Source organism: Mycobacterium sp. 663a-19, from assembly GCF_035616495.1.
Classification (GTDB): domain Bacteria; phylum Actinomycetota; class Actinomycetes; order Mycobacteriales; family Mycobacteriaceae; genus Mycobacterium.
Genome location: NZ_JAPJAV010000010.1, coordinates 65262 through 87652, shown reverse-complemented (window position 1 = coordinate 87652; position 22391 = coordinate 65262). Strand labels below are relative to the sequence as shown.

Below are 22391 nucleotides of genomic sequence, written 5' to 3'. Positions count from 1 at the left end.
CGGGAAGTCTGGTCGGAATCGGAATCTGTACCGCTTACCGGGAGGCATTGCGCGCATCATGCGGAACCTCGAGCCAGCAACACAAACCGCCGATGCCGGGACCGAGGTGATCGCGGTCCGGGGGCTCACCTTCACCTATCCGAAGGCGTCGACGCCGGCCGTGCGGGGCATGGACTTCAACGTCGGCCGCGGCGAGATCTTCGGGTTCCTGGGGCCCAGCGGCGCAGGAAAGTCGACCACACAGAAGCTGCTGATCGGCCTGCTCCGTGGATCTGGCGGCCAGGCGGCGGTATGGGGCCGCAGCCCGTGGGACTGGGGACCCGATTACTACGAGCGCATCGGCGTGTCCTTCGAGCTGCCCAACCATTACCAAAAACTCACGGGTATGGAGAACCTGCGCTTCTTCGCATCGCTCTATCGGGGCGCGACGGCCGACCCGATGCAGCTGCTGACTGCCCTCGGCCTGGCTGACGACGCTCACATCCGAGTCGGGAAGTACTCCAAGGGCATGCAGATGCGGCTGACGTTCGCCCGCGCCCTCATCAACAACCCCGAGCTGCTGTTCCTCGACGAGCCCACGTCGGGACTGGACCCCGTAAATGCCCGCACGGTCAAGAACATGATCCTGGATCTGAAGGCGTGCGGGCGCACAGTGTTTCTCACCACACACGACATGGCGACCGCAGACGAGCTGTGCGATCGAGTCGCTTTTGTCGTCGACGGAACGATCGTCGCACTCGACACCCCGGCCGAACTTAAGATCGCTCGGAGCAAGCGGGTTGTCCGCGTCGAATATCGCGGCGAGCGCGGTGGTCTCGAGGCGGCCGATTTCGCCATGGACTGCCTGGCCGACGACCCGGCTTTCCACGTGTTATTGAGGAACCGGCACGTTGAGACGATCCATAGCAGGGAAGCCAGCCTCGACGACGTCTTCGTCGAGGTCACAGGCAGGCGCTTGACATGACTCGGCTGACCAGTGCCGTGCGGCTAGAGCTGATCCTTCAAGTCCGGCAACGCTTCTTGCACGCGGCGTTTTTCTCCGGCCTGATCTGGCTGGCGGTGCTGCTGCCAATGCCAGCTGGTCTGCGCCGGGCCGCCGAGCCTTACATCTTGTCGGGCGACACCGCCATCATCGGGTTCTTCTTCATCGCCGGGACAGTGTTCTTCGAAAAGCAAGAACGCACGCTGGGCGCCGTCATTTCCACTCCGCTGCGGTTCACCGAATACTTGATAGCCAAACTGGCTATACTGCTTGGTGTTTCGCTGTCGGTAGCGGTGGTGGTCGTATCGATCGCGCACCGATCCGCCTACCAAGTCGCACCCATGCTTTTCGGTGTTGCGCTGGGAACGCTGCTGATGCTGCTGGTGGGATTCACCACCTCGCTGCCGTTCGCCTCGATCAGTGATTGGTTTCTGGCCGCCACGATTCCACTGGCCGTGATGAATCTGCCGATCCTGGATCTGTCGGGCGTGTGGCCGAATCCGGTGCTGTACCTTATCCCCACCCAGGGACCGCTGTTACTGCTCGGCAACGCCTTCGACCAGATCCATCTCGCGGCGTGGCAAGCAGCGTATGCCGTCGCTTATCCGGTGCTATGCATGGCCGGATTGTGCTGGGTGGCGAAGGTGTCGTTTTTCCGTTATGTCGTCGCAAAGTCCGGCGGCGTGTGATGGTAACGGCACGGGCGTTGGCCGCGTTCGGGCGCAACGACATTCGCGGCACCTATCGGGATCCCCTACTGGTCATGGTCGTCGTCGCCCCCGTCATCTGGACCATCGGCGTCGCCGTGCTGACTCCGCGCGTGACCGCGCTGCTCGCGCGCCGCAACGGGTTTGACCTGGTGCCGTACTACCCGTTGGTCCTGACCGCGTTTCTGTTGCTAACCAGCATTATCATCGTCGGGGCGCTGGCCGCCTTCCTGGTGCTGGACGAGGTCGATGCCGGCACCTTGACCGCGCTGCGGGTCACCCCGGTCCCGGTGTCGACATTCTTCGCCTATCGGGCTGCCACGGTCCTCGTGTTGACCACCGTTTATGTTGTCGCGACAATGTCGTTCAGTGGGCTGCTGAAACCCGGCCTGCTCCCGGCGCTGATCCCGATCGGCCTGCTTGCCGGGCTGTCGTCGGTGGTGAGCCTGCTGCTGATCATCGCCGTGGCGAACAACAAGATTCAAGGTTTGGCGATGGTCCGCGCCCTCGGCATGCTGATCGCCGGTCTACCCTGCCTGCCTTGGTTCATTCATTCTGGGTGGAACCTCGCATTCGGCGTTCTCCCGCCCTACTGGGCCGCCAAGGCGTTCTGGGTGGCCAGCGATCGCGGCACGTGGTGGCCGTATCTCGTTGTGGGACTGGTGTATAACTTGGCCATTGCGTGGGCGCTGTTCGGCCGGTTCCGCGCCAAACAGACCGGCGCTCAGCCCAGCACGAAATACCGCAGCCACAGGTAGATCGCCGCAAGACCGAGCGAGATGACGGTGACCACAATGCCTTTGCGCGTGAATTCCCAGAAGGAAATGGGTTCGCCGACACGCCGGGCGATTCCCAGCATCACGACATTGGCACTGGCTCCGACGGCTGTCAGGTTTCCGCCGAAGTCGGCGCCCAGTGCCAGCGCCCACCACAGGGAGTCGGGGTTGACGTGACCTGGCATGGCCGCGGTGAGTTCGGTGACGATCGGCGCCATCGTCGCAACGTAGGGAATGTTGTCGATAATGCCCGACACCGGTGCGGAGATGCCCAGTATCAGGAACACGGCGAGTGTTTCATTGCCGCCGGTGAATTCCGTGGCCGCGTGTGCCACCTTATCGATCACGCCGGTCTTCACCAGGGCGCCGACCATGATGAACAGACCGGCGAAGAACAGCAGGGTCTCCCACTCCACGCTGGACAGGTAATCGGACCGTTCCAGCCCAGAGATCACGATGAGGACGCCGGCGCCGAGCAGCGCCACGATCGACGGCTGCAAATGCAGTACGGGATGGGCGATGAAGGACGCGAATACCAGCAGCAGGACAACCCCACACTTGGCGAGCAGGCGGCGATTGCGAAGGGCCTCGCCCTCGTCCAGCGACATGACCTCGGCGACGCGTTCGGAATCGACCGCGAACGAGCCCCGGAATAGCAGGGGCAACAGGGCGACGAAGACGGCCATCACAAGCAGCACGATCGGGGCGAGATGCACCAGAAAATCGTTGAACGTCAACCCCGCCCGGCTGGCGATGATGATGTTCGGGGGATCACCCACTAGCGTGGCCGCGCCGCCGATGTTGGCAGCGAACACCTCGGCCATCAGAAACGGCGCCGCCTTGAGCGCCAACCTCTCGCACACCAGCAGCGTGACTGGCGCAATGAGCAACACTGTGGTGACGTTGTCCAGCAGCGCCGAACCGAGCGCCATCACTAATACCAACAGGATCATCACGCGCAACGGGGAGCCGCGGGCGCGTTTGGCAGACCAGATCGCCACATATTCGAAGACGCCGGTTTGGCGTAGCACGCTGACGATGATCATCATGCCGAGAAGCAAAAAGATGACGTCCCAATCGATTCCGGTCTTGTGGGAATAGAAGACGTCGTCGGAATTGATTGCCGGCAGGGCGACCATGATCGCCGCGCCGGCCAGCGCAGCCAGGGTCTTGCTGATGCGATCGCTGGCGATAAGCGCATAGATGACAACAAACACCGTGATCGCGATGGCGCTCATCGATTACCCTCCATTGATCCAGACACGGGACTACCCATCGCGTCAGCTGAAAAGGAGGTAGCGGAGCCACAGGTAGATGGCCGAGAGCGCAAGGGAGATCGCGGTGACCACGGCACCCTTGCGGGTGAAGTCCCAGAAAGAAATCGGACTCTCGGAACGAGCGGCGATTCCCAAGACAACCACGTTGGCGCTGGCGCCGACCGCGGTGAGATTGCCGCCGAAATCGGTGCCGAGCGCAAGGGCCCACCACAGGACATCCGGGTTGGCCTGGCCTACCAGGGCCGGGGCCAAATCCCCGACGATAGGTGCCATTGTCGCGGCGTAAGGAACATTGTTGACGAACCCGCTGATCACCAGCGACGCCGCCAGGATCACCATGGTCGCTACCAAAGCGTTGCCGCCGGTGACGGTGATCGCCAGGCGCGCGAGCTGTTTGACAATGCCCGTCTTGACCAGAGCGCCCACCATGATGAACAGCCCGGCGAAGAACAGCAGCGTTTCCCACTCGACATTGGACAAGTAGTCGGAATGCTCCAGCTTGGACACCAGGATCAGGACGCCGGCGCCTAACATCGCCACGATGGACGGCTCCATGTGCAGCGCCGAATGCGCGATGAACCCCGCGAAGACCGCGACCAACACGACACCGCAGGCGATGAGCAGCCTGTGGTCGCGAATCGCCTCCTTCTCTTCCAGTGACATGACGTCGGCAACGCGCTCGGGTTCGACGGTGAAGGCACCCCGAAAAAGCCGCGGCAACAACGCGATCAGGACGGCCGTCACGATAATCACGATCGGCGCCAGGTGGATCAGGAAGTCGTTGAAGGTCAGGCCGGCCTTGCTGGCGATGATGATGTTGGGCGGGTCGCCAACCAACGTCGCCGTGCCTCCGATATTCGATGCGAAAGCCTCGGCGATCAGAAACGGCGCAGGGTTGATTGCCAGACGTTCGCACACCAGCAGGGTGACCGGAGCGATCAACAACACTGTGGTGACGTTGTCCAGCAGAGCCGATGCGATCGCGGTGACCAGTACCAACAGAATCATGACGCGCAGCGGGGACCCGTGGGCGCGTTTGGCGGACCAGATCGCGACGTACTCAAAGACGCCGGTTTGGCGTAGCACGCTGACGATGATCATCATGCCGAGAAGCAAAAAGATTACGTCCCAGTCGATTCCGGTCTCGTGGGAATAGAAGACGTCGCCGGAATTTATGATCGGCAAGAGCACCACGATCGCGGCGCCCGTCAGCGCTACCAGCGTTTTGCTGACACGGTCACTGGCGATCAGCGCATACGCGACCACGAACACGACGACCGCGACAACGCTCATCGATTGTCCTGTGTGCTCAATGCTTTGGGGGTATCAGTGTTTCAGCGCCGCAGCCAAGAGACGTGAAGCCGTAATGACGCCGACCAGTGTCTTGTCCTTGACCACCGCGATCAGCGGGCTTCTCAGCCGCGCCATGAGCGCCGCCACCTCGATGATGGTGTCGTCGGCATCGGCCGGAGGTATGTCGACCAAATGGTCCGGCAACACGTCGCGCACTTTCTTACCGCTCAGTTTTTCCCCGCAGCGGTCGGCCATCGATTCGTTGAGCACTCCGGCCAGCGAGGGATCGTCTTGCACGTAACGGGGCACGATGAACCTAACAACCTGAGAGGCAGGTAGTACCGCGTAGGGGCTACCCGAGGTGTCGGTGACCAGGAGCCCGGGCAGGCTGTGCTCCGCGAGCATCCGGGCAGCGTCCAACGCGTTCGCTTCGATGTTGACGGCCGGAAATTCCTCGGCGATGTCCTCGGCGCGCATAAGGCGACGATACGTCTGCAAGGTCACGGCGGTGTGCTCGATGCCAATGCTCACGGCGTACTCCGGGCTCGCTGGACAATCCCGCCGACCAGGCTTCCCGGCACACCGTGCACTGACGCTACCAAAGGTGCCGCGGCCGCTGCGTAGACTGACGGGATGCTGGAACAGATCCGCGGGCCCGCTGATCTGCAGCACCTTTCCCAACAGCAGCTCCGCGATCTGGCCGTTGAGATTCGCGAGTTTCTGATCCACAAGGTCGCTGCCACCGGGGGGCATTTGGGACCCAATCTGGGCGTCGTCGAGTTGACCCTGGCGCTGCACCGGGTGTTCGACTCACCTCACGACCCGATCATCTTCGACACCGGGCACCAGGCCTACGTGCACAAGATGCTGACGGGACGCTGCCACGACTTCGAGTCCCTGCGCAAGAAGGGCGGGCTGTCGGGGTATCCGTCGCGCGCCGAGAGCGAACACGACTGGGTGGAGTCCAGCCACGCCAGCGCCGCGCTGTCCTATGCCGACGGCCTGGCCAAGGCGTTCGAGCTGACCGGGCACCGCAACCGGCACGTGGTCGCGGTGGTCGGCGACGGCGCCCTGACCGGCGGCATGTGCTGGGAGGCGCTGAACAACATCGCCGCCTCGCGCCGCCCGGTGATCATCGTCGTCAACGACAACGGCCGCAGCTACGCGCCCACCATCGGCGGCGTGGCCGACCACCTGGCCACGCTGCGCCTGCAGCCCGCCTACGAGCAGGCGCTGGAGAAGGGCCGCGACGTGGTGCGCTCGATGCCGCTCATCGGTGAGATCGCCTACCACTTCATGCACAGCGTCAAGGCGGGCATCAAGGACTCCCTGTCGCCGCAGCTGCTGTTCACCGACCTCGGCCTGAAGTACGTCGGCCCGGTCGACGGCCACGACGAGCGCGCGGTGGAGGTCGCGCTGCGCCGGGCCCGCGGCTTCGGCCGCCCGGTGATCGTGCACGTCGTCACCCGCAAGGGCATGGGGTACGCCCCGGCCGAGGACGACGAGGCCGAACAGATGCATTCCTGCGGCGTGATCGACCCGGCCACCGGCAAGGCCACCAAGATCGCCGGCCCGGGCTGGACGAAGGTCTTCGCCGAAACGCTGATCGAGTACGCCAAGGTGCGGCGCGACATCGTGGCGATCACCGCGGCGATGCCCGGCCCCACCGGGCTGGCGGCATTCGGGCAACGGTTCCCGGATCGGCTGTTCGACGTCGGCATCGCCGAGCAGCACGCGATGACGTCGGCGGCCGGGCTGGCGATGGGCGGCATGCACCCGGTGGTGGCCATCTACTCGACGTTCCTCAACCGGGCGTTCGACCAGATGATGATGGACGTGGCGCTGCACCGGCTGCCCGTCACCATGGTGCTCGACCGGGCGGGGGTCACCGGTTCGGACGGGCCCAGCCACAACGGCATGTGGGACCTGTCGATCCTGGGCATCGTCCCGGGGATGCGGGTGGCCGCGCCCCGCGACGCCACCCGCTTGCGGGAGGAGCTGGGTGAGGCGCTCGACGTCGAGGATGGCCCGACGGCTCTCAGATTTCCCAAAGGCGATGTGGGCGAGGACATTCCGGCCCTGGAGCGGCGCGGGTCGGGCGTCTCGGGCGTCGACGTGCTCGCGGCGCCGGCCCCCGGGTTGAACCACGACGTGCTGCTGGTCGGTGTCGGCGCGTTCGCGTCGATGGCGTTGGGGGTGGCCAAGCGGCTGCACAACCAGGGGATCGGTGTGACGGTGATCGACCCGCGTTGGGTGCTGCCGGTGTCCGACGCCGTCCTGGAGCTGGCGGCGGCGCACAAGTTGGTCGTCACGCTCGAGGACAACGGCGTCAACGGCGGGGTGGGCTCGGCGGTGTCGGCCGCGCTGCGGCGTGCCGAGATCGACGTGCCGTGCCGCGACGTCGGGCTGCCGCAGGAGTTCTACGAGCACGCCTCGCGCGGCGAGCTGCTGGCCGACCTGGGCCTGACCGACCAGGACGTGGCCCGCCGCATCACCGGCTGGGTCGCGGCGCTGGGCGCCAGCGTTGCCGAGGCGGAGATCCGCGAGCCCCTCGACTGACGGATTAATCCTCGTCCGGCGGCTGCAACGCCCGCGCCAATGCGGGGTCGACGAGTTCCCGCTGCCACGCCCGCGCCTGCCCGGCGCGCAGGAACTCGTCGACGGCCGTCGGGGCGTCGGGCGCCGGCTCCCACTCCCAGCACAGCCGTCGCACCAGCTCGGGCGAGACCAGGTTCTCCGTCGGGACCCCCACCCGCTCCGACACCTCCCACAGCGCGGCCCGGGCTGCCTCCAGCCGGGCGGCGGCCTCCGGCTTGCGCCTGCTCCAGCGCGCCGGCGGGGGCGGCCCGTTGGGCGCCTCCACCTCGTCCGGCCGATCCCGGCTTTCCCGGGCCGCTTCCAGCGCCGCCAGCCACATTGCGGCGCTGCGACGCTGGTTGCGCCCGCCGAACACGGGCAGCGCCACGAGGTCGTCGACCGTCTTCGGATCCGCGAGGGCGGCGTCGATGATGGCCGAGTCGGGCAGAATGCGCCGGGGCGCGATGTCGCGGCGCGCCGCGATTCGGTCCCGCGCGGTCCACAACTCGCGGACCGCGGCCAGGCCGCGCGAATCGCGCACCCGGTGGATCCCCGACGTTCGCCGCCAGCGCTCGCGCCGCGTCGCGGGCCCCGCCTCCCTGGGCTCCGCCGCCCGCAGGTAGTCGAATTCCTGTGCGGCCCAATCGGTTTTACCCTGCTCGGCCAGGATTCCCGAGATCGCCTCGCGCAGTTCGATGAGCAGCTCCACGTCGAGGGCGGCGTAGTTGAGCCATTCGGCGGGCAGCGGGCGCTTGGACCAGTCGGCGGCGCCGTGGCCCTTGGCCAGGCCGAGACCCAGCAGCCGCTGCACCATGGTCGCCAGGTTCACCCGTTCGAACCCGGCCAGCCGTCCCGCCAGCTCGGTGTCGTACAGCGCCGGCGGCCGCATGCCGACCTCGGCCAGGCAGGGCAGGTCCTGATCGGCGGCGTGCAGGATCCATTCGTCGGAGCCGAGCACCTCGGCGACGGGCCGCAGCGCGGTCAGCGGGTCGGCGCCGTGGCTGACCGGGTCGATGAGCACGGTGCCGGCCCCGGTCCGGCGAATCTGGATCAGGTAGGCCCGGTTGGAGTAGCGGAAACCCGATGCGCGCTCGGCGTCGACGGCAAACGGCCCGCGCCCGGAGTCCAGCAGTCGCGCGGCCGCCTCGATCTCGCCGACGGTGACGGAGAGGCGCGGTATGCCCTCGGCGGGGTGCAGCAGCGGCGTGGGGCTGGGCTCGGTGCCGTCGGGCCCGTCGGGCCTGTCGGCCGCCGGTTCGCCCATGTCAGGCGCGTGACCGCGAGCCCAAATCGGTGACCCCGGCCGGTGGTAGGCCCGCGGCGTGCTCCAGCACGTCGCAGAACGCCTTGACATGGACTCCGACCTCGGGGTTCGTCGCCGTCCACGATGCCCGCAGCTCGAGCTGGTGGGCGCGGGGCGGTCCGGAGATGTCGCCGTAGCGCACCGAGGTGGTGGCGGTGACGGTGCCGCCGAGAGCGGTGACGTTGTTGGTGTGCGACTCCAGCGCATCGACCAGCCAGCTCCACGCCACCTCCGGCAGCAGGGGGTCGACGGCCTCGCTGGGGTCCAGGTCGGCCTGGATGTAGGCGACCAGGCGGATGTTGCCGTCCCAGGCGTCGGCGCCGTCCGGGTCGTACAGCAGGATCAGCCGGCCGAAGGCGTCGCCCTCGGAGCGCTCGGGGACGACCTCGAGGTCGGGGTGCTTGACCTCGGCCCCGAGCGCGTAGCTGTAGGGCGCCAGGCGCTGCGGCGGCCGGATGGGGCCCAGCTCGATCTCCGGCCGTGCGGTGACGGCGTTCATCGCCGCGACCGCCTCGCGGAATGGGGCCGGTTCAGTCGAGGTCAACGGCGCCGCTCCTCCTCGTCGCTCCCGCTCTGCATCGTCGCAGGCGCGGGTCACAGCGTTTGACGGTAGACCCATGGGTCGACACGCCGAAACAGGCGCGCCGATTCCCGCGCCCGTCGCGACCAACCCGTTACCCACGCTCATCGAGCCTGCTCAGCCGCCACTTCCGTCGGAAAATCGGGCCGGGCGCTTCTCGCGATGCGCGGCCAGGCCTTCCTGCACGTCGGGCCCGCTGAAGCTGAGGAACTCCAGGCCGAGCGACGTCTCGAAGGTGGGGCCGAACATGCGGTACCAGTGGTTCAGGCTGTGCTTGGTCCAGCGGATCGCGTTCTGGGCGCCCTGCGCCAGGTTCTCGGCGAGCCGGGTCGCGGTGGGCAGGACGTCGTCGTCGTCGACGCAGGTGGAGACCAGGCCGATGCGCTCGGCCTCCTCGCCCAGCAGCGTCTCGCAGGTGAGCAGGTAGTACTTGGCCTTGGCCATGCCGACCAGCAGCGGCCAGCAGATCGCGGCGTGGTCGCCCGCCGCCACCCCGAGCTTGGTGTGCCCGTCGATGAGCTTCGCGGTCCGGCCCGCCACCGAGATGTCGGCGAGCAGCGCGACCACCAGGCCGGCGCCGACGGCCGGGCCGCGGATCGCCGAGACCACCGGCTTGTCGAAGTTGACCATGTTGAGCACCAGATCGCGGGCCTCGCGCATGATGCGGATCCGGCCGTCATAGTCGCCGATGGTCTCCGCGATCAGGTCGAAGCTGCCGCCGGAGGAGAACGACTTGCCCTCGCCGCGCACCAGCACCACCCGCACGGCGGGGTCGCGATCGAGCACCGGCCAGACGTCGGCGAGGTCGCGGTGCATCTGCGGCCCGACCGAATTCAGCCCGGGCGCGTCGAGAACCAGCGTCAGCACGCCGTTGTCGCCGGGTTCGAAGCGGAGGCTGGGGAATCCGTCGTAACTGATCGGCTGGGTCATTTTCGAGTCGTTCCTAAGCGGTCGTTGCTAAGCGTCATGGCAGCATTGAGCTCGATGAGTTCTCGCCGTGACCTTACCGAGTCGCCGTACCTGGCCGCCGTCACCGGCCGCAAGCCCAGCCGGGTGCCGGTGTGGTTCATGCGGCAGGCCGGCCGCTCGCTGCCCGAGTACCGGGCGCTGCGCGAACGGCACAGCATGCTGGCGGCGTGCTTCGAGCCCGAGGTGGCCTGCGAGATCACCCTGCAGCCGATCCGCCGCCACGGCGTGGACGCGGCGATCCTGTTCTCCGACATCGTGGTGCCGCTGCGCGCCGCGGGCGTCGAGCTGGACATCGTCGCCGACGTGGGCCCGGTGATCGCGCACCCGGTGCGCGCCGGCGCCGACATCGACGCCATGAAACCCCTTGACCCGCAGGCGATTCAACCGATCTGCGAGGCGGTTTCGCTGCTGGTCGGCGCGCTTGGCGAGGTGCCGCTGATCGGTTTCGCCGGCGCCCCCTTCACGCTGGCGTCCTACCTGGTCGAGGGCGGCCCCAGCCGCAACCACGCCCGCACCAAGGCGATGATGCTGGCCGAACCGGCGAGCTGGCACGCGCTGATGTCGAAGCTGACCGATCTCACGATCGCGTTCCTGCGCGGCCAGATCGGCGCCGGGGTGGACGCCATCCAGGTGTTCGACTCGTGGGCCGGGACGCTGTCGCTGGCCGACTACCGCCAATACGTGCTGCCGCACAGCTCGCGGGTGTTCGCCGCGCTGGCCGAGCACGGCGTGCCGATGACGCACTTCGGGGTCGGCACCGCCGAGCTGCTGGGCGCGATGTCGGCGGCCCTCAAGCCGGCCACGGCGACGGTGGTCGGGGTGGACTGGCGAACCTCGTTGAGCGACGCCGCCGCCCGCGTCGAGCCCGGGACCGCGTTGCAGGGCAACCTCGACCCGGTGGTGCTGCTGGCCGGGTGGCCGGTGACGGAACGCGCCGCGCGGGCCGTCGTCGACGACGGGCGCCGTGCCGTCGACGCCGGCGCCGCGGGTCACGTCTTCAACCTCGGCCACGGGGTGTTGCCGGAGACCGATCCCGGCGTGCTGACCGACCTGGTAGCACTGGTCCACTCGCTATGAGCCCACGCTCGTATTGCGTTGTGGGCGGCGGAATCTCGGGCTTGACGGCGGCCTACCGGCTGCGCGCGGCGGCCGGTGACGACGCGGCCATCACGCTGTTCGATCCCGCCGACCGGCTCGGCGGGGTGCTGCGCACCGAGCCGGTCGCCGGGCGGCCGATGGACCTGGGCGCCGAGGCGTTCGTGCGGCGCCGGCCCGAGGTGCCGGCGCTGCTGGCCGAGCTGGGCCTGTCGGGGCGCCAACTGGCCACCACCGGCGCCCGGCCGCTGATCTACAGCCGGCGGGAGTTGCATCCGCTGCCGGCGGACACCGTCGCCGGGATTCCGTCGTCGGCGTCGTCGCTGGCCGGATTGGTCGACGACGCGACGCTCGCGCGGATCGACACCGAACCCTCCCGCACGTTCGCTTGGCGCCCGGGCGGCGACCCCGCGGTGGCCGACCTGGTGGGCGACCGGTTCGGCGAGCAGACCGTGGCCCGGTCGGTGGACCCGCTGCTGGGCGGGGTGTACGCGGGCTCGGCGGCGACCATCGGGCTGCGCGCGGCCGCGCCCAGCGTGGCGGCGGCGCTGGACCGCGGCGCCCCCAGCCTGACCGACGCGGTCCGGCGGGGGTTGCCCCCGGCGACCGGCGCGCCCGTGTTCGGGGCGATCGACGGCGGCTACCGGGTGCTGGTCGACGAGCTCGTCGGGCGCGGCCGGCCGCGTTGGATCCGGGCCGCGGCGGAGCGGATCGAGCGGGCCGGCCGCGGCTGGGCCCTGCTCGACGACAGCGGCGCCTCTTGGGACGCCGACGCGGTGATCCTCGCGGTTCCCGCGCCGCGGGCGGCGCGCCTGGTGGCCGAGGTCGCCCCGCGCAGCTCCGCCGCCGCCGGCCGGATCGGCAGCGCGTCGTCGGTGGTGGTGGCGCTGGCCGTGCCCGCCGACACCCCGTTCCCGGAGTGCTCCGGCGTGCTGGTGGCCAGCCGAGAGCCGTTGCACGCCAAGGCGATCACGCTGTCATCCAAAAAATGGGGGCGCAAGTGGGGTATAGCCGGGGACGTCCAATTCCTGCGGCTCTCCTTCGGGCGGTTCGGCGACGACGTGGCGGCCAGCGCTTCCGATGAGGAGCTGCTGGCCTGGGCGGTGAGCGACCTGGCCGACGTGTTCGGCCTGACCGTCGACCCCGTCGACGCCCGCGTCCGGCGCTGGATCGACGCCATGCCCCAGTACGGGCCCGGCCACGCCGAGCTGGTCGCCGAGGTCCGCGCCGGCCTGCCGCCGGGGCTCGCCGTGGCCGGCAGCTACCTGGACGGCATCGGTGTGCCGGCTTGTATCGGCGCGGCCGGGCGCGCGGTCGAGGCGCTCGATGCGGAAGTGGCACGATAGGTTTCATGGCCAAACTCGCGAAACTCGACTACGACGCCCTGAACTCGCAACTTCGCTATCTCATGTTCTCGGTGTTCGCGGTGCGGCCCGGCGTCCTCGGTGAACAACGCGACCCCGTGACCGACGAGGCAGCCCGGTTTTTGAAGCAACAGGAGGAGCGCGGGGTCGTGGTGCGCGGCCTCTACGACGTGGCGGGCCTGCGGGCCGACGCCGACTTCATGATCTGGACGCACGCCGAGCGGGTCGAGGCGCTGCAGGCCACCTACGCCGACTTCCGGCGCACCACCACGCTGGGCCGCGCCTGCTCGCCGGTGTGGAGCGCCGTGGCGCTGCACCGGCCGGCCGAGTTCAACAAGAGCCACATCCCGGCGTTCCTGGCCGGCGAGGAGCCCGGCGCCTACATCTGCGTGTATCCGTTCGTGCGGTCCTACGAGTGGTACCTGCTGCCCGACGAGGAGCGCCGCCGCATGCTGGCCGAGCACGGCATGGCCGCCCGCGGGTACAAGGACGTCCGGGCCAACACGGTGCCGGCGTTCGCGCTCGGCGACTACGAATGGATCCTGGCCTTCGAGGCGCCCGAGCTGGACCGCATCGTCGACCTGATGCGCGAGCTGCGGGCCACCGACGCCCGGCGCCACACCCGCGCGGAGACACCGTTTTTCACCGGTCCGCGGATGCCGGTCGAGCAACTGGTGAACGCGCTGCCATGACGGCCCAATTCGACCCGACCGATCCCGAGCGGTTCGAGCAGATGTACCGCGACGACCGGCGCTCGCACGGCCTGCCCACCGCCACGCCGTGGGACATCGGCGGCCCGCAGCCGGTGGTCCAGCAGCTGGTCGCCGTGGGCGCGGTCAAGGGCGAGGTGCTCGACCCGGGCACCGGTCCGGGTCACCACGCGATCTACTACGCGTCCAAGGGCTACTCGGCAACCGGGATCGACGGGTCGGCGGCCGCGCTGGAGCGGGCCCGGGAGAACGCGCGGAAGGCCGGGGTGTCGGTGAACTTCCAGCAGGCCGACGCGACCAAGCTGGACGGGCTGGACAACCGGTTCGACACCGTCATCGACTGCGCCTTCTACCACACCTTCAGCACGGACCAGGAACTGCAGAAGTCGTATGTGCAGGCGCTGCGCCGGGCCACCAGGCCGGGAGCGCGGCTCTACATGTTCGAGTTCGGCGAGCACGACGTCAACGGCTTCAAGATGATGCGGTCGTTGTCCGAGGACGATTTCCGCGACGTGCTGCCGGTCGGCGGCTGGGAGATCACCTACCTGGGCACCACCACCTACCAGGTCAACATGAGCGTCGAGACCATCGAGCTGATGGCGCAGCGCAATCCCGACATGGCCGAGCAGGCGCAGAACCTGCTGGACCGGTTCCGGGCGATGGAGCCGTGGCTGGAGGGCGGCCGGGTGCACGCCCCGTTCTGGGAAGTGCACGCCACGCGGGTCTGACCCCATTCGCCGCGAGACTGTAACTGGCGACGCGTTTCGCGAGTAGCGCCGTCGTGGAATACAGTTTCGCGGCGCTATTGGGCCGGGACTAACCTCAGCGAGATCGAGTTGATGCAATACCGCTGATCGGTCGGCGTCGGATAACCCTCGCCGGTGAACACGTGACCCAGGTGGCTGTGGCAGTTGGCGCACAGCACCTCGGTGCGCGTCGTCCCCATCGAATGGTCGGGACGCAGGACCACCGCGTCGGAGTTCGCCGGGTCGAAGAACGACGGCCAGCCGCAGTGCGACTCGAATTTCTCTGTGCTGCGGAACAATTCGGCACCGCAGGCCCGGCACTGGTAGACGCCTTCGGTTTTGGTGTCGGTGTACTCACCGGTGAACGGCCGCTCGGTCCCCGCGCGACGGAGCACCTGAAACTCCTCGGGCGTGAGCTTCTGACGCCACTCGTCGTCGGTCAGTTGCAGCTTGGGCCCTGTCAATTTGCGCCACTCCTCCTCATCGCTTCGCTCTGCATCGTCGCTGGCGCCGATGCATCCACGCTAGCGCGCTGCCGCTCGGCCGTCAGCCACGCCGGATCGATGCCGCCGTCCAGCCGGTCCTCGGCCTTGGCGTCGGAATACCGGAAGTACAGGACGCTGAACACCACGATCAGCAGCAGCGACCAGCCGTAGGTGATCTTCAGGTATTCCAGGGCGCGGCCGTATCTCATCCAGTTGAACAGCAGCCAGCGGTCCAGCGTCATGAAGCCGTAGATCCCCAGCCACGCCGGCCAGCTGCGGATCAGCGAATTCGGCAGCACCACCGTCATCAGGAACGGGAACAACATCATCGAGTAGTAGCCCTGCGCCAGCGGCAGCGCCAGCCACGACCACAGCAGCAGCACCCCCGCCGAGTTGGTGAACCAGAACCGCGGGTCGCGGGTGCGGTAGTAGCGGTACAGCAGCCACAGGGCGCCGATCGCGATCAGCGTGAACAGGATTCGCATGAACACGATCAGCCACGTGGGCAGGCCGAAATAGACCCCGTTGCCGCCGATGGAGCTGTTGAAGTAGTCGCGGGTGCTGCGGATGTACGGCACGGTGCGGGTGACGAAGTCCATCGGGTCGCTGACCAACGGCCACGCGGCCACGTTGAACACCACCGGAACGACGACGGCGGCCACCACCGCCCGCCACTGCCGGTTGAGCAGCGGCAGCAACAGCAGCGGCAGCAGCAGGGGCTTGACCACCAGCGTCAGCCCGATCGCCGCGCCGGCCCACCATTGATGACCCACCCGGTTGGTTTCGGAGCCGTCCAGCAGCCACCGCAGGAACAGCATCTCGGCCAGCAGCACGCAGCCGTTGACGTTGGTGAACACCAGCGAATTGGTCACGGTCTCGGTGCAGAACATGGCCAGCAGCAGGGCGGGGGCGGCCACCGAGGACAGCGTGTAGTTGAACAGCCGCAGCAACAGGTACCAGGCGATCAGGATGGCCACGGTGTTGATCAGGATGAACAGGTAGCGCGACGGCGCGAACGGCAGGTATCCGAACGGCGCCATCAGCAGCGTGCCGCCCGGCGGATACAGGTAGTGCGGGTCGACGTAGTCGAAGTGCTCGTTGTAGATGTCCCAGCCGTGTCGGAAGTTCAGCACCGCGCGGTAGACCGGCTTGAAGTCGTCGGTGATGTTGCCGTTGGTGGTGACCACGATGCTGCGGTGCAGCACCGACAGGATGGCCACCGGCCACAGCGCCGACCGCAATATCGTCGCGGTGCTCGGTGCGCCGGTGCGGGGGCGGAAAGCGTCGCGGAATGCGTCCAGGAGCGCGGTCACCAGCGCACCGTACACCGGCCGGGCGGGCCCAACTATCAGGCGGGGCAGTAGGTGTCGGTTCCGGGCAGCTTGCCGCTGTTGAGATAGCCGATCAGCGGCGGGACCGCACACGGCGAGTAGATGCTGGCGCCGTGGCCGATGCCCTGCCACATCACCCGCTTGCTGGCGGCGTTGGCGTTGATGATGGTGGCCGCGGTCGCGGCGATACCCTCGCTGCCCACGATCGGGTCGTTCTGCACGCCCGCCAGCAGGACGTCGAGCTTGAGCTTCTTCGGCGGTGCCGGCGGCGAACCCGTCGGCCAGTGCACGCATTTGACCAAGTTGAGCGCGGCGACCGTGCCGAACTGCGGGTAGAGCTTCCCCCACGCCACGACCAGTTCGCGAACCCGGTCCGGGGTGGGGCGGTTGATCGCGTCGCTGCAGGAGTTGACGAACTGGCCGTCGGAGTCCTGGGTGGCGTCGGCGTGGTTGATCAGGCTGTTCAGCTGGTTGGCGTCGCCCGAGCGGGCCGCCGCCAGCGCGTTGGCCAGGCTGGTGGTGGCGCCGACGCGGCCGCCGGAGGGGAAGCCCAGCGCGACGGTGATGGCGTTGGCGACCTGGGCCACCGACGCGCCGCCGGGCCCCTTGCCCGCGCGGGCGTCGGCCAGCAGCGTGCCGACGGCGCCCTTCGGGTCGGGGCCCAGCGCGCAGTTCACCGCCAGGCACTGCGCGGCGAACGCGTCCAGCGCGGCCTGCTGGCCCTTGACCTGTTGCTCGGCGGCCGCCTCGGCGTTGACCCCCAAGGCAATTGGCGAGTCGAGGATCAATCGGGCGACCTTGTCGGGCCGCGACGCGGCGTAGGCCAGCGCCACCTGGGCGCCGTTGCCGACGCCGACCAGCGCGACGGCGGGCACGTCCCACAGGCTGCGCAGCCGCTCGATGTCGGAGGCGGCGTGCGCGTTGTCGTAGGCCGCGTCGCCCGGCCCGATGGCGTCGGTGCAGTTGGTGGTCGCGGTGTTGGAGATGTCGGAGAGGTTGGCGACGGGATCGTCGCCGGTCTGGAATTGCGCCTGGTCGCGCATCGCCTGCCGGGCGAAGTGATCCCGGCAGTCGATCGGGTTCGACATGCCCATGCCGCGACGGTCGACGGCCACGATGGGACGCGTCTGCAGCACGTCACCGCCCGCCTGGGACAGCCACACCGGCAGCTGCGCCGAGGACGGCAGGTCGGACCCGGTGGTGAAGACCAGCGGGCCGGCGTCCTTGGGGGTCTGATCCGACCGGGCGCGGACCACGCCGATGGTCACGGTCCCCGACCCGCCGTTGACCGGGTCGAGGTCGGCGTCGTAGTTGGCGCAGTCCAGCCGGATCCCCGGCGCGGGGCGCAGCGCCGCGTCGTTGAAGAGCTGCGACGTGCAGTCGTGCCAGGACAGGTCGTTCTTGGGCGCCGCGATCGGCGGCGGGCCCGCCGGCGCCGGCTTGCTGGTGGCCGCGCCCTGGGGGCGGGCGCCGGAGTTGGTGGCAAACCGGGGGTCCGCGCCCAGGCCCGGGACGCAGCCGGCCACCACGACGCTCACCGCGACCAGGATCGGGGCGGACGTGCTGAGCCGGCTCATGCCGACCACAGTAGCTTCGGCTTTTTCACGCCTTCACGTAGCGGGTGTACAGGTAGCCGGCGTCGTCGGCGAGGATGTGCGCGCAGCGCATCCGGGTCATCAATTGGCCCGGGCCGGTCGCGATGCGCCGGGCCAGGCCGCCGACCAGGTAGGGCGCGATGGTCAGGCACAGCTCGTCGAGCAGGTCGCGCTGGACGAATGTGCCGAGCAGCATCGGGCCGCCCTCGGTCAGGACGCGGCGCATGCCGCGCGTCCCGAGGAGCGCCAGCAGCGCGGCCTCGTCGACCTTGCCCGGATCGCTGCCCGAGCAGTCGATCACCTCGGCGAGACCGGACAGCGTGCGGCGCGTCTCGTCGGCGGCCGCCGTGCAGGTCAACACCAGCGGGGGCACCTCGGTGCGGGTGAACACCCCCATGTCGCGGTCGAGGCGACCGGACTTGGTCACGATCGCCAGCTGCGGGAGCTCGCTTTGCCCGCGGGCCTGCCGGCCCTGGCGCTGGGCGGCGCCCAGCTGCGCGCCCGAATACCCCTCGACGCGCACCGTGCCCGCGCCGACCACGATGACGTCGGCGAGCTCGCGCAGCAGGTTGAAGACGAACCGGTCGCCGGGCCCCGCCATCGTGCCGGTCTTGCCGTCGGCGGTGGCGCCGCCGTCCACGCTGGCGATGAAGTTCGCCCGCACCCAGGTTTGGTCGGGATAGGCGTACAGCTGGAGGAGTTCGCTCTCGTCGAGATCGCGTGTCGACCCGAGAAGCGTCAGCGGGGGCATGGGCTTGATTGCAGCACGCCGCTACAGTTCCCGCATGCACGGGTCCGCGTCCGGCCGGGTGGCCCGCCTCGTGGACCGCACCCCGCGGGCCATGACGAAGTCGTCTTCGCGGCCGGCGCCCACCCGAAACACCCTGGTGCCGTTGATCTCGAAGCCACTCTTGGCGTAGAAGCGTTGTGCGCGTCGATTTTTCTGGTTGACGCCCAGCCAGATGCGGCGCACGCCCCAGTCGGCCGCGACGGCCAGCGCGCGTTCCATCAACGCCGTCGCGACCCCGGCGCCGTGAAAGTCGGGCAGCACATACATCTTCGACAGCTCGGCGGTGGCGCCCTCGTCGTCGTCGCGAATCAGCATGGCGTAACCGATAATTCGGCCGTCGCGGTGCGCGGTGAGCACCGCACGCCGCGGGTCGGCCAGATACTCCGCGAAGCGCCCCGCCGACAGGTGGTCGTCGATGAACGACGCGATGTCCTCCGGCGCCATCGAGGGCGGACACGCCAACGGGAAGGTGCGCGCGGCCACCGCGGCCAGCTCGTCGACGGAATCCGTTGTGGCGCAGTCGATCTGCAGCGTCAGAGGTTCCACTGCGCGAGATGCTGGCCCGTCTTCTTGTCCAGCAGCACGACATTGGAGACCGGGTCGCGGTAGGCGTCCCAGTACACGCCGCCGCGGACGATCGCGCCGTTGGGCGCGTTCACGAGCACGTTGTCCAGCGCATCGGGCGCATCCGTTGCCCGCGGCTTGTACGCGTCGGCGAACGGCGTCACCCCGTCGAAGCTGAAGGTGGTGGCCATGATGTACGGGTTGGGCACCCGGATGGCGCGGACCGTCACGTCGGCGCGGTTGGGGGTGCTGCCGGGGAAGCTTTTGATCGGAACGCCGCTGCGAGTGTAGCCGAACCCGGGCGGCGGGTTGCAGGGGGTCACGCTGCTGACGGTGACGTCGGCGACATAGGTATCGGTGCTCACCCGCAGGGTGTCGCCGATGTGACCGATCGGTGCGTCGCCGGCCCACGCGCGCGGTGCGGACAGGCTCGCGGCGGCGACGAGGAGGGTGGACAGGGCGACCAGCCAGCGGTGCATCTTCGCATGATTGCACACGCGCTATGGCGAAGGGGAGGCCTTCTTGCCGCTGCTCAGCGATTCGAGGGCGGCGGCCAGGTCGACCTGGACGCGTTCCTTGTCGACGCCGGCTCGGTGCAGCGGCCCTTCAACGGAAGAGCTGCCCTCGAGTTCGAGCAGGGCCAGCAGCAGATGCTCGGTGCCGATGTAGTTGTGGCCGAGCCGAAGCGCCTCGCGGAAGGTCAGTTCGAGGACCTTGCGCGCCGGGCCGCTGAACGGGACGAGCGCGGGCGGCTCGGCGGTGGCCGGGGGCAGCTCCATGGAGGCACGAACCGCGTCGACGTCAACCTGCTGCCTTTGCAGCAGCAGCGTGGCCAGCGCGCCCGGATCGCCGAGCACGCCGAGCAGCAGGTGGTCCGGGGTGATCTCGTCGTTGGCCGCCTCGTGCGCGGCGTTTTGGGCCGCGACGACGGCGCTGCGGGCCCGGGGGGTGAAGCGCCCGAAGCCCTGCTCGAAGTCGAGGGTGGTGGCCTCGGCCTTCGGGACGAACCGCTTCTGCGCGGCCTGCTTGGTGACGCCCATGCTCTTGCCGATGTCGGTCCAGGAGGCCCCCGAGCGGCGCGCCTGGTCGACGAAGTGCCCGATCAGATGGTCGGCGATCTCACCCAGATGCTCGGCCGCCAGCACCGCGTCGGCCAGTTGGTCCAGCGCGTCGGTGTGCACCCGCTTGATGGCGTCGATCATCTCGTCGAGGCGGACCGGATAGGAGATGGGCGTGGGATCGGGCATGCCGTCAACGGTAGGTTGACGACGGCAGGGTTGTCAACCAGGGGTTGACGTTGCCGGTTTTCCGCACTTTGCCGCACGAGATGCGGGCCGGAACCCGCTCTGGGAGAATCTGTGAGCCATGAAGCTACTCCTGACCCTGGCCAGCTGCGCCGCGATGATCGGCATGGCCGCGCCCGCGTACGCCGACAGCACCGACGACTCGTTCATCGCCTCGCTCAAGGCGGCGGGCATCAGCTATTCCGACCCGGATGCGGCCGTCGGGGCGGGTAAATGGGTGTGCGACAAGGTAAACGGCGGCACGGATATGTCGACCGTCGTCAAGACGCTCACGACCAAGAACGCATCGCTGAACCCGGACAAGGCCAGCAAGTTCGCGGCGATCGCCGCCAACGCGTACTGCCCGGACGCGGTCTCGGCCACCAGCTCGGCCAGCCCCGACACCCCGTCTTAACGGCCGGGCGCCCGGCCCAGCTCCAGCGGCCCCAGGCCGGGAACGGTGCGCGGGGGCGTCGTGACGGATCGCCGCTTGCGCCAGTGGCCGGCCCGCGAGAGCCGCCGATCGGCGGCCCACTTCCACTCGTAGACGTCCGGCGTGCCCAAATTCCACGCGAGCGCCGCCATTCGCATGGCGCCGCGAGCCTCAATCCAGCTGGCGATCAACCAGACTCGGTCCAGGTCCTCCTCGGCAACCTCGAAACCCCACGACATTTCCTCGTCGTCGCAGCCCATCGACGGGCGTATCGCGGGTTTGGGCGTCGACACGTCGAACCGGTTGCCGTCGGCCTCGAGGTCCAGCCCCACCTCGTAGCGCACGACCGGTCCCGCCATCCGCAGCCGCACCTCGAGCCGGGCGAGGTTCTTGCGGCGCGGCGCGAGCCGATCGATGACCATCACGACGCCGTCGGCGTGCGGTTTGTTGTGCTGTGCCCGTGGCCGATTCGCGAGTACGACCAACCCGAGCACGGCGATGATGCCGGCGAAGACGTCGAGAACGATGATGGCAGCCACGGCGTCCTAGATAACACGATCCGGACTCGCGTCGCCCGCCCGGCCTCTGCGAGAATCGGGGAGCTATGAGACTTCTGCCGATGCTGTTGAGCGTCGTCGCCCTGATTGCTACGGCCGCGCCGGCGCGCGCCGACGACACCGACGCCGGCAACGACCAATCCTTCCTGGTCGCGCTCCAACAGGCCGGGCTGACCTATCAGGATCCCGAGCGCGCGGTGGCGGCCGGCAAGAAGGTGTGCGATCTGGTCAACGGGGGAATGGCCGGCGTGGACGTCGTCAAGAACCTGGAGCAGGCCAACCCGGGATTCGCGGGCAACGGTGCGGCAAAGTTCACGGCGATCGCGGCGGAGGCGTACTGCCCCAACGAGCTCGCCCGCTTTGGCCAAGACACCGCCCTGGGGCGCTGACCATCCGGGGCCGTTGGCGCCGCCGGGAGCGACGGCGCCGGCCCGTCTGGGAGCGATTTCGCGGAAGGTAATGCGTGTCAGGTGGACGTGACGTACTGCGGGCAGTAGGCGGCAGCGGCGTCGATCGCGAACGTCTTGGCGCCCTTGCCGCTCAGGCCCGTCGACTGGGCCACCGCGCTGATGACCTCCTGGCTTGAGTGGCCGTTATCGAGTGCCTTGCAGACGGCGTGTCCATCGCTGATGGCGCGCGCCGCGCTGGGCGGCGTGATTCCGTCGGCCTGCAGCTGGGCAAGGAATGCGTCGTCGAGCGAGCTGGCGCCCGCGGTGCCGGCGAAGCCGAGCGCGGCCAGGCCGAGGGCGGCGGCGGTGAGGGTGGTGGAGGCCACCGAGGTTGCGAAGCGGCCAGTGAACATTGGGGTACTCCTTGTGCTGATGTGTTGTGTTGGACGCTGTTTGCGTCTGCAACAGAATCGGCACCGGACCTTTATGGTTTCTCAATAAATTCTTGACGGCCTGTGGCGCCGTCCCCAGATTTGACCGTGAGTCCACGGCGTTGCGTGTGGGCTCACTTTGAAAGCCCTGGGC

The 22391-nt window shown here is 68.5% G+C and carries 24 protein-coding genes and 1 pseudogene; 10 read left to right on the top strand and 15 right to left on the bottom strand.

The window, feature by feature from the left end; all coding sequences use genetic code 11:
- The first annotated feature begins 58 nt into the window (after positions 1 to 58).
- From OQ968_RS18315 to OQ968_RS18305, 3 genes are read left to right on the top strand one after another with little or no spacing between them, the layout of a single operon-like run.
- Positions 59 to 964, top strand: coding sequence for an ABC transporter ATP-binding protein (locus OQ968_RS18315; RefSeq protein ID WP_324680421.1), 906 nt, complete (start codon positions 59 to 61; stop codon positions 962 to 964).
- Entirely contained in the window at positions 961 to 1671 is a 711-nt protein-coding gene (locus OQ968_RS18310; protein WP_324680419.1) for a fluoroquinolone transporter permease, read from the top strand. The genes OQ968_RS18315 and OQ968_RS18310 overlap by 4 nt, the downstream gene beginning before the upstream one ends.
- Positions 1671 to 2447 (top strand): ABC transporter permease, encoded by a 777-nt coding sequence (locus OQ968_RS18305; RefSeq protein ID WP_324680658.1) that lies wholly within the window; start codon positions 1671 to 1673, stop codon positions 2445 to 2447. The genes OQ968_RS18310 and OQ968_RS18305 overlap by 1 nt, the downstream gene beginning before the upstream one ends.
- Here OQ968_RS18305 and OQ968_RS18300 read toward each other — a convergent pair.
- The 3 genes from OQ968_RS18300 to OQ968_RS18290 are packed head-to-tail and all read right to left on the bottom strand — an operon-like array spanning position 2414 to position 5512.
- A complete protein-coding gene (locus OQ968_RS18300; protein WP_324680417.1) occupies positions 2414 to 3703 on the bottom strand; it encodes an ArsB/NhaD family transporter in 1290 nt (429 codons plus the stop codon). The two genes, OQ968_RS18305 and OQ968_RS18300, sit on opposite strands and share 34 nt — an antisense overlap.
- Before the next feature lie 42 nt (positions 3704 to 3745).
- Positions 3746 to 5035 carry an ArsB/NhaD family transporter gene (locus OQ968_RS18295; RefSeq protein WP_324680415.1) on the bottom strand — a complete coding sequence of 430 codons (1290 nt, stop codon included), beginning with the start codon at positions 5033 to 5035 and terminating at the stop codon, positions 3746 to 3748.
- Positions 5036 to 5068: 33 nt separating this feature from the next.
- Positions 5069 to 5512, bottom strand: a complete 444-nt coding sequence (locus tag OQ968_RS18290; RefSeq protein ID WP_324680656.1) for a CBS domain-containing protein — start codon at positions 5510 to 5512, stop codon at positions 5069 to 5071.
- A gap of 156 nt (positions 5513 to 5668) precedes the next feature.
- On the opposite strand from OQ968_RS18290, the gene dxs reads away from it, so the two are divergent.
- Positions 5669 to 7594, top strand: a complete 1926-nt coding sequence (dxs, locus tag OQ968_RS18285; protein ID WP_324680413.1) for a 1-deoxy-D-xylulose-5-phosphate synthase — start codon at positions 5669 to 5671, stop codon at positions 7592 to 7594.
- A gap of 4 nt (positions 7595 to 7598) precedes the next feature.
- Here the strand turns inward: dxs and OQ968_RS18280 are convergent, their stop codons facing one another.
- The 3 genes and pseudogenes from OQ968_RS18280 to OQ968_RS18270 all read right to left on the bottom strand — a co-directional run bounded on the left by OQ968_RS18280 (position 7599) and on the right by OQ968_RS18270 (position 10425).
- On the bottom strand, positions 7599 to 8876 hold the full coding sequence (locus OQ968_RS18280) for a ribonuclease D (protein ID WP_324680411.1): 1278 nt from the start codon (positions 8874 to 8876) through the stop codon (positions 7599 to 7601).
- Between the two features lies 1 nt (position 8877).
- Positions 8878 to 9513, bottom strand: a pseudogene (locus OQ968_RS18275) (DUF3000 domain-containing protein).
- Between the two features lie 99 nt (positions 9514 to 9612).
- Entirely contained in the window at positions 9613 to 10425 is an 813-nt protein-coding gene (locus OQ968_RS18270) for an enoyl-CoA hydratase/isomerase family protein (RefSeq protein ID WP_324680407.1), read from the bottom strand.
- A 54-nt stretch (positions 10426 to 10479) separates the two neighbouring features.
- Between OQ968_RS18270 and hemE the strand changes: the two genes are divergently transcribed.
- The 4 genes from hemE to OQ968_RS18250 are packed head-to-tail and all read left to right on the top strand — an operon-like array spanning position 10480 to position 14361.
- Positions 10480 to 11541 (top strand): uroporphyrinogen decarboxylase, encoded by a 1062-nt coding sequence (hemE, locus tag OQ968_RS18265; RefSeq protein WP_324680405.1) that lies wholly within the window; start codon positions 10480 to 10482, stop codon positions 11539 to 11541.
- The gene (locus tag OQ968_RS18260) at positions 11538 to 12905 is read left to right on the top strand and encodes a protoporphyrinogen oxidase (RefSeq protein WP_324680403.1); all 1368 of its coding nucleotides are present in this window, start codon (positions 11538 to 11540) and stop codon (positions 12903 to 12905) included. The genes hemE and OQ968_RS18260 overlap by 4 nt, the downstream gene beginning before the upstream one ends.
- 5 nt (positions 12906 to 12910) lie before the next feature.
- Positions 12911 to 13615, top strand: coding sequence for a hydrogen peroxide-dependent heme synthase (gene hemQ / locus OQ968_RS18255; protein ID WP_324680401.1), 705 nt, complete (start codon positions 12911 to 12913; stop codon positions 13613 to 13615).
- Positions 13612 to 14361 (top strand): class I SAM-dependent methyltransferase, encoded by a 750-nt coding sequence (locus OQ968_RS18250; RefSeq protein WP_324680399.1) that lies wholly within the window; start codon positions 13612 to 13614, stop codon positions 14359 to 14361. Before hemQ ends, OQ968_RS18250 begins: the two co-directional genes overlap by 4 nt.
- 74 nt (positions 14362 to 14435) lie before the next feature.
- Here OQ968_RS18250 and msrB read toward each other — a convergent pair whose 3' ends face one another.
- Genes msrB through OQ968_RS18215 form a run of 7 tightly spaced genes read right to left on the bottom strand, consistent with a single transcriptional unit; the run spans position 14436 to position 20391 of the window.
- Positions 14436 to 14843: a peptide-methionine (R)-S-oxide reductase MsrB gene (gene msrB / locus OQ968_RS18245; RefSeq protein WP_324680397.1), complete on the bottom strand. Its 408-nt coding sequence runs from the start codon at positions 14841 to 14843 to the stop codon at positions 14436 to 14438.
- Positions 14840 to 16192, bottom strand: a complete 1353-nt coding sequence (gene aftC / locus OQ968_RS18240) for an arabinofuranan 3-O-arabinosyltransferase (RefSeq protein WP_324680394.1) — start codon at positions 16190 to 16192, stop codon at positions 14840 to 14842. The genes msrB and aftC overlap by 4 nt, the downstream gene beginning before the upstream one ends.
- A gap of 20 nt (positions 16193 to 16212) precedes the next feature.
- Positions 16213 to 17772, bottom strand: a complete 1560-nt coding sequence (locus tag OQ968_RS18235) for an alpha/beta hydrolase (protein ID WP_324680392.1) — start codon at positions 17770 to 17772, stop codon at positions 16213 to 16215.
- Between the two features lie 25 nt (positions 17773 to 17797).
- Positions 17798 to 18541: a pyrimidine reductase family protein gene (locus tag OQ968_RS18230; protein ID WP_324680390.1), complete on the bottom strand. Its 744-nt coding sequence runs from the start codon at positions 18539 to 18541 to the stop codon at positions 17798 to 17800.
- A 21-nt stretch (positions 18542 to 18562) separates the two neighbouring features.
- A complete protein-coding gene (locus OQ968_RS18225; RefSeq protein WP_324680387.1) occupies positions 18563 to 19126 on the bottom strand; it encodes a GNAT family N-acetyltransferase in 564 nt (187 codons plus the stop codon).
- Positions 19114 to 19623: a hypothetical protein gene (locus tag OQ968_RS18220; RefSeq protein ID WP_324680385.1), complete on the bottom strand. Its 510-nt coding sequence runs from the start codon at positions 19621 to 19623 to the stop codon at positions 19114 to 19116. The genes OQ968_RS18225 and OQ968_RS18220 overlap by 13 nt, the downstream gene beginning before the upstream one ends.
- Before the next feature lie 21 nt (positions 19624 to 19644).
- A complete protein-coding gene (locus OQ968_RS18215) occupies positions 19645 to 20391 on the bottom strand; it encodes a Clp protease N-terminal domain-containing protein (RefSeq protein WP_324680383.1) in 747 nt (248 codons plus the stop codon).
- Positions 20392 to 20509: 118 nt separating this feature from the next.
- Here OQ968_RS18215 and OQ968_RS18210 point away from each other — a divergent pair, with 118 nt between their 5' ends.
- On the top strand, positions 20510 to 20842 hold the full coding sequence (locus OQ968_RS18210; protein WP_324680381.1) for a DUF732 domain-containing protein: 333 nt from the start codon (positions 20510 to 20512) through the stop codon (positions 20840 to 20842).
- Here OQ968_RS18210 and OQ968_RS18205 read toward each other — a convergent pair.
- Positions 20839 to 21399, bottom strand: a complete 561-nt coding sequence (locus OQ968_RS18205; RefSeq protein WP_324680379.1) for a hypothetical protein — start codon at positions 21397 to 21399, stop codon at positions 20839 to 20841. The two genes, OQ968_RS18210 and OQ968_RS18205, sit on opposite strands and share 4 nt — an antisense overlap.
- A 65-nt stretch (positions 21400 to 21464) precedes the next feature.
- Between OQ968_RS18205 and OQ968_RS18200 the strand changes: the two genes are divergently transcribed.
- On the top strand, positions 21465 to 21806 hold the full coding sequence (locus OQ968_RS18200) for a DUF732 domain-containing protein (protein WP_324680377.1): 342 nt from the start codon (positions 21465 to 21467) through the stop codon (positions 21804 to 21806).
- 77 nt (positions 21807 to 21883) lie between these two features.
- Here OQ968_RS18200 and OQ968_RS18195 read toward each other — a convergent pair whose 3' ends face one another.
- Entirely contained in the window at positions 21884 to 22219 is a 336-nt protein-coding gene (locus tag OQ968_RS18195; protein WP_324680375.1) for a DUF732 domain-containing protein, read from the bottom strand.
- Between the last annotated feature and the right edge of the window lie 172 nt (positions 22220 to 22391).

What these genes read in the sequence shown, in the direction of transcription:
- OQ968_RS18315 (WP_324680421.1), top strand. Translation starts at nt 59, where the DNA reads ATGCGGAACCTCGAGCCAGCAACACAAACCGCCGATGCCGGGACCGAG.
- OQ968_RS18310 (WP_324680419.1), top strand. Translation starts at nt 961, where the DNA reads ATGACTCGGCTGACCAGTGCCGTGCGGCTAGAGCTGATCCTTCAAGTC.
- OQ968_RS18305 (WP_324680658.1), top strand. Translation starts at nt 1,671, where the DNA reads ATGGTAACGGCACGGGCGTTGGCCGCGTTCGGGCGCAACGACATTCGC.
- OQ968_RS18300 (WP_324680417.1), bottom strand. Translation starts at nt 3,703, where the DNA reads ATGAGCGCCATCGCGATCACGGTGTTTGTTGTCATCTATGCGCTTATC.
- OQ968_RS18295 (WP_324680415.1), bottom strand. Translation starts at nt 5,035, where the DNA reads ATGAGCGTTGTCGCGGTCGTCGTGTTCGTGGTCGCGTATGCGCTGATC.
- OQ968_RS18290 (WP_324680656.1), bottom strand. Translation starts at nt 5,512, where the DNA reads ATGCGCGCCGAGGACATCGCCGAGGAATTTCCGGCCGTCAACATCGAA.
- dxs (WP_324680413.1), top strand. Translation starts at nt 5,669, where the DNA reads ATGCTGGAACAGATCCGCGGGCCCGCTGATCTGCAGCACCTTTCCCAA.
- OQ968_RS18280 (WP_324680411.1), bottom strand. Translation starts at nt 8,876, where the DNA reads ATGGGCGAACCGGCGGCCGACAGGCCCGACGGGCCCGACGGCACCGAG.
- OQ968_RS18270 (WP_324680407.1), bottom strand. Translation starts at nt 10,425, where the DNA reads ATGACCCAGCCGATCAGTTACGACGGATTCCCCAGCCTCCGCTTCGAA.
- hemE (WP_324680405.1), top strand. Translation starts at nt 10,480, where the DNA reads ATGAGTTCTCGCCGTGACCTTACCGAGTCGCCGTACCTGGCCGCCGTC.
- OQ968_RS18260 (WP_324680403.1), top strand. Translation starts at nt 11,538, where the DNA reads ATGAGCCCACGCTCGTATTGCGTTGTGGGCGGCGGAATCTCGGGCTTG.
- hemQ (WP_324680401.1), top strand. Translation starts at nt 12,911, where the DNA reads ATGGCCAAACTCGCGAAACTCGACTACGACGCCCTGAACTCGCAACTT.
- OQ968_RS18250 (WP_324680399.1), top strand. Translation starts at nt 13,612, where the DNA reads ATGACGGCCCAATTCGACCCGACCGATCCCGAGCGGTTCGAGCAGATG.
- OQ968_RS18235 (WP_324680392.1), bottom strand. Translation starts at nt 17,772, where the DNA reads ATGAGCCGGCTCAGCACGTCCGCCCCGATCCTGGTCGCGGTGAGCGTC.
- OQ968_RS18230 (WP_324680390.1), bottom strand. Translation starts at nt 18,541, where the DNA reads ATGCCCCCGCTGACGCTTCTCGGGTCGACACGCGATCTCGACGAGAGC.
- OQ968_RS18220 (WP_324680385.1), bottom strand. Translation starts at nt 19,623, where the DNA reads ATGCACCGCTGGCTGGTCGCCCTGTCCACCCTCCTCGTCGCCGCCGCG.
- OQ968_RS18215 (WP_324680383.1), bottom strand. Translation starts at nt 20,391, where the DNA reads ATGCCCGATCCCACGCCCATCTCCTATCCGGTCCGCCTCGACGAGATG.
- OQ968_RS18210 (WP_324680381.1), top strand. Translation starts at nt 20,510, where the DNA reads ATGAAGCTACTCCTGACCCTGGCCAGCTGCGCCGCGATGATCGGCATG.
- OQ968_RS18200 (WP_324680377.1), top strand. Translation starts at nt 21,465, where the DNA reads ATGAGACTTCTGCCGATGCTGTTGAGCGTCGTCGCCCTGATTGCTACG.
- OQ968_RS18195 (WP_324680375.1), bottom strand. Translation starts at nt 22,219, where the DNA reads ATGTTCACTGGCCGCTTCGCAACCTCGGTGGCCTCCACCACCCTCACC.